This window comes from Craterilacuibacter sp. (genome assembly GCF_051659485.1).
Lineage (GTDB): Bacteria > Pseudomonadota > Gammaproteobacteria > Burkholderiales > Chromobacteriaceae > Craterilacuibacter.
On sequence record NZ_JBOFOO010000075.1, the window covers coordinates 1 to 3834 of the forward strand.

Genomic DNA, 3834 nt, shown 5'->3' on the forward strand with positions numbered 1-3834 from the left:
CAAAAAGCAGCTGGACCGAGCGCCTTAAGGCCGGGCTGGCCAAGACCCGCAGCAAGCTGGGCAAATCGCTGGCGGCACTGTTTGGTGGCGGCAAGATAGATGAAGACTTGTACGAGGAACTGGAAGCGGTACTGCTCACCGCCGACATGGGGATAGCGGCAACGACCCATCTGCTGGGCGACGTACGCCAACGTGTCTCGCTCAAGGGCCTGAAAGATGCGTCCGAACTCAAGGGCGCGCTCAAGGACTCGATCAACGAATTGATCGAGCCGCTGGAAAAGCCGCTGGACATCAGCGGCAAGAAACCTTTCGTCATCATGCTGGCCGGCGTCAACGGTGCCGGCAAGACCACCTCCATCGGCAAGCTGGCCAAGTATTATCAGGATCAGGGCAAGAGCGTACTGCTGGCCGCGGGTGACACCTTCCGCGCTGCTGCGCGCGAACAGCTGATGGCCTGGGGCGAGCGCAACAACGTCACCGTTATCGCCCAGCAGGGCGGCGACTCGGCGGCGGTATGTTACGACGCGATTCAGGCAGCCATGGCGCGCGGCATCGATGTGGTGCTGGCCGACACGGCCGGGCGGCTGCCGACCCAATTGCACCTGATGGAAGAAATCAAGAAAGTGAAGCGGGTGATCCAGAAAGCACTACCGGAAGCCCCGCATGAAATCATTCTGGTGCTGGATGCCAATATCGGCCAGAACGCCGTGTCTCAGGTGGTCTCCTTTGACGACGCGCTGCAACTGACCGGCCTGATCCTGACCAAACTCGACGGCACGGCCAAGGGCGGCGTGATTGCCGCCATTGCCTCGCAGCGCCCGATTCCGCTGCGCTTCATCGGGGTGGGCGAAGGTATCGACGATCTGCGTCCATTCAAGGCGCGCGACTATGTAGACGCGCTGTTCGACTGACAGAGACAAGCACGGGTGCACAGAGCCGTGTGCCTGTCTTTTGATTCAAGGGGAACCATCACATGATCCAGTTCGATCAGGTGAGCAAGCGCTATCCGGGCGGTTTCGATGCCCTGAAAAACCTGAGCTTTTCCATCGCCAGCGGTGAAATGGTGTTTCTCGCCGGGCACTCCGGTGCCGGCAAGTCCACCCTGCTCAAGCTGGTCTCCGGCATCGAGCGCGCCACCAGCGGCAACGTCATCGTCAACAAGCAGAATCTCAGCCAGTTGCGTGCCGGCCAGCTGCCCTATGTGCGCCAGCATATCGGCATCGTATTTCAGGACCACAAAATCCTGTACGACCGCTCGGTCTTCGACAACGTAATGCTGCCGCTGGACATTATCGGCTTCGACCGGCGTGATGCCGCCCGCCGGGTGCGCGCTGCACTGGACAAGGTCGGCCTGCTGAATAAAGAAAAAAGCATGCCCATCGGCCTGTCCGGCGGCGAGCAGCAGCGCCTGTGCATCGCCCGCGCCGTGGTACACCGCCCCAGCATCCTGCTGGCCGACGAGCCTTCGGCCAACCTCGACCGTGCCTACGCACTCGATATCATGGAACTGTTCAAGTCCTTCCATCAGGTCGGCGTGACGGTACTGATTTCGGCACACGACGAAACCCTGATGGAAGACTACGGCCGTCGCATTATCCGCCTGCGTGAGGGGCAGTTTGCATCGTGAAACACTATTTCTATCTGCACTGGCAAAGTGCCGTCCAGGCACTGGCCCGCATCCTGCGCCAGCCACTGGCCAGCCTGCTCAACCTCCTGATGCTGTCTTTGGCACTGGCGCTACCGCTTAGCCTGTATTTGACGGTACAGAGCATTCAGGACTGGAGCGGCAAGCTGGAAGTCACCCCCGAGCTGACCGTATTCATGGAAATGGCGAGCGAGCCTGCCGATCTGGCTGCGGTCGAGAGCACGCTCAACAACCATCCCAAGATCGCCGAGCACCAGTTTATCGACAAGGATCAGGCGCTGATGGCGCTAGAGTCGCGTAACGGCATTAGCGGCATGGCACAGGGGCTGGATGGCAATCCGCTGCCGGATGCCTTTATAGTCAGGCCGGCCTCGCTGGAAACCCGGGATCTCGACCTGCTGCAAAAAGAGCTGTCCGGCCTGCCCATGGTGGAGAATGTCCAGTTTGATGCCGCCTGGGCCGAACGCCTGAGCCAGTTGCTCAAGCTGGGCAAGCACCTCAGCCTGTTTCTCGGCATCGCCTTTGCCGTGGCGCTGGTGCTGGTGACGCACAACACCATCCGCATGCAGATACTGGCGCGCCGCGACGAGATCGGCATTTCCAAGCTGATCGGTGCCAGCGACAGCTTTATCCGCCGCCCCTTCCTCTATCACGCGCTATGGCAGGGCCTGTTGTCGGCGCTCTTGGCCTGGGGCATGGCCAGCTATCTGATCGCCGTCGCCAATCCGGTGCTGGCGGATCTCGCCCGCCTCTATAACGAGCAACTGGCCTTGCGCTCGCTATCGGCCGCAGAACTGGGCTTGCTGCTGCTGGTCTCCGCCCTGCTGGCCATCAGCGGCGCGCGCCTTGCCACCGACCACCACTTGCGTCAGGCGCAAGCGCATTAAATCTGCCGGGGCGGACGCTGTTCCGCCCCGCTTAAGCGCCGCTTCATTGCTTGGCGCTATCCTTCGCATTAAAAATTTCATTCAGTGCGGAACCGCACGATTCTGGCACTCACTAACACAGAGTGCTAACATCCGAGTTCAAGACAGGAGGTAGTGTACCCAATGACCGCATCCCTCGCTTTACCCGTTCCTTCCAGCACCGGCAGCCTGGAGCAATACATTCAGGCGGTGAACCGTCTGCCCATGCTGTCGCAGGAAGAAGAGGTCAAGCTGGCCACCCGGTATCACGAACAGAATGATCTGGAAGCAGCCCGCACACTGGTGATGTCCCATATGCGCGTGGTGGTTTCCATTGCCCGCGGTTACGCCGGCTACGGCCTGCAGCAAGCCGACCTGATACAGGAAGGCAATATCGGCCTGATGAAAGCCGTCAAACGCTTCGAACCGGCACGCGGCGTGCGCCTGTTCTCGTTTGCCGTGCACTGGATCAAGGCCGAAATGCACGAATTCATCCTGCGCAACTGGCGTCTGGTGCGCATTGCCACCACCAAGCCGCAGCGCAAGCTGTTTTTCAACCTGCGCAGCATGAAGAAGAGTATGTCGGCGCTGTCCGATGTCGAGGCACGCGCCATTGCCGACGATCTGGGCGTCAAGCCGGAAGAAGTGCTGGAAATGGAAACCCGCATGACCGGGCAGGACATCACCCTGCTGGCAGATGATGGCGACGACGACAGCTACGCCCCCATAGACTGGCTGGCCGACAGCGAACACGAGCCGATGCGCCAGATCGAGAAAAAAGCCGTCGATCGCCTGCAAAGCGAAGGTCTGGCCGAAGCCCTGGCAACACTGGATGCCCGTAGCCGCCGCATCGTCGAAGCACGCTGGCTGGCCGATGACAGCGGCGCCACCTTGCACGAACTGGCCGCCGAATTCGGCGTATCCGCCGAGCGTATCCGCCAGATCGAAGTCAAGGCACTGCAAAAAATGAAAACCGCGCTGGTCGCCTAAGCCGGCAGCGGCAAGCGTCAAAACGGGCCTGGGTGCTAAGCATCCAGGCCCGTTCCATTGCTAGCGATAACGCTCGGGCAGCCTTGCCCGGGCGGCACTCGCCTCCTGATACAGCCCCGCCCACGCAGGCTCGCTTCCCGCTAGCCTGTGCATATATTGCGGCGCATAGGTCGGGAACGAAGCCAGCGCCTGCTGCAAAGTCCGGCGTGCCTGATCCGGCCGCCCGGCCAGCGCCTCCAGCTGGGCTTTTTTCAGCAACACATCAGGGTAAGGGCGGAACGCCGCCAGCCGCGT

General features: G+C 61.1%; 5 protein-coding genes. 4 read left to right on the top strand and 1 reads right to left on the bottom strand.

Annotation, left to right across the window (positions count from 1 at the left end; translation table 11 throughout):
* The 4 genes from ftsY to rpoH form a co-directional block, all read left to right on the top strand.
* Positions 1 to 911: signal recognition particle-docking protein FtsY (gene ftsY / locus ACRC1E_RS02620; protein WP_438513551.1), on the top strand; the 911-nt coding region annotated here is incomplete at its 5' end.
* Between the two features lie 62 nt (positions 912 to 973).
* A complete protein-coding gene (ftsE, locus tag ACRC1E_RS02625) occupies positions 974 to 1627 on the top strand; it encodes a cell division ATP-binding protein FtsE (protein WP_438513552.1) in 654 nt (217 codons plus the stop codon).
* Complete coding sequence (gene ftsX, locus ACRC1E_RS02630; RefSeq protein WP_438513553.1) at positions 1624 to 2532, top strand: permease-like cell division protein FtsX; 909 nt, start codon at positions 1624 to 1626, stop codon at positions 2530 to 2532. Before ftsE ends, ftsX begins: the two co-directional genes overlap by 4 nt.
* A 162-nt stretch (positions 2533 to 2694) precedes the next feature.
* Positions 2695 to 3540: an RNA polymerase sigma factor RpoH gene (gene rpoH / locus ACRC1E_RS02635; RefSeq protein ID WP_438513554.1), complete on the top strand. Its 846-nt coding sequence runs from the start codon at positions 2695 to 2697 to the stop codon at positions 3538 to 3540.
* A gap of 60 nt (positions 3541 to 3600) precedes the next feature.
* Here the strand turns inward: rpoH and ACRC1E_RS02640 are convergent.
* Positions 3601 to 3834, bottom strand: a 234-nt coding sequence (locus ACRC1E_RS02640; protein ID WP_438513555.1) for a Wzy polymerase domain-containing protein, incomplete at its 5' end; no start/stop codon positions are given.

Bases quoted from the DNA above. Each gene is read 5' to 3' on its own strand.
- ftsE (WP_438513552.1), top strand. From the start codon at position 974: ATGATCCAGTTCGATCAGGTGAGCAAGCGCTATCCGGGCGGTTTCGAT.
- rpoH (WP_438513554.1), top strand. From the start codon at position 2,695: ATGACCGCATCCCTCGCTTTACCCGTTCCTTCCAGCACCGGCAGCCTG.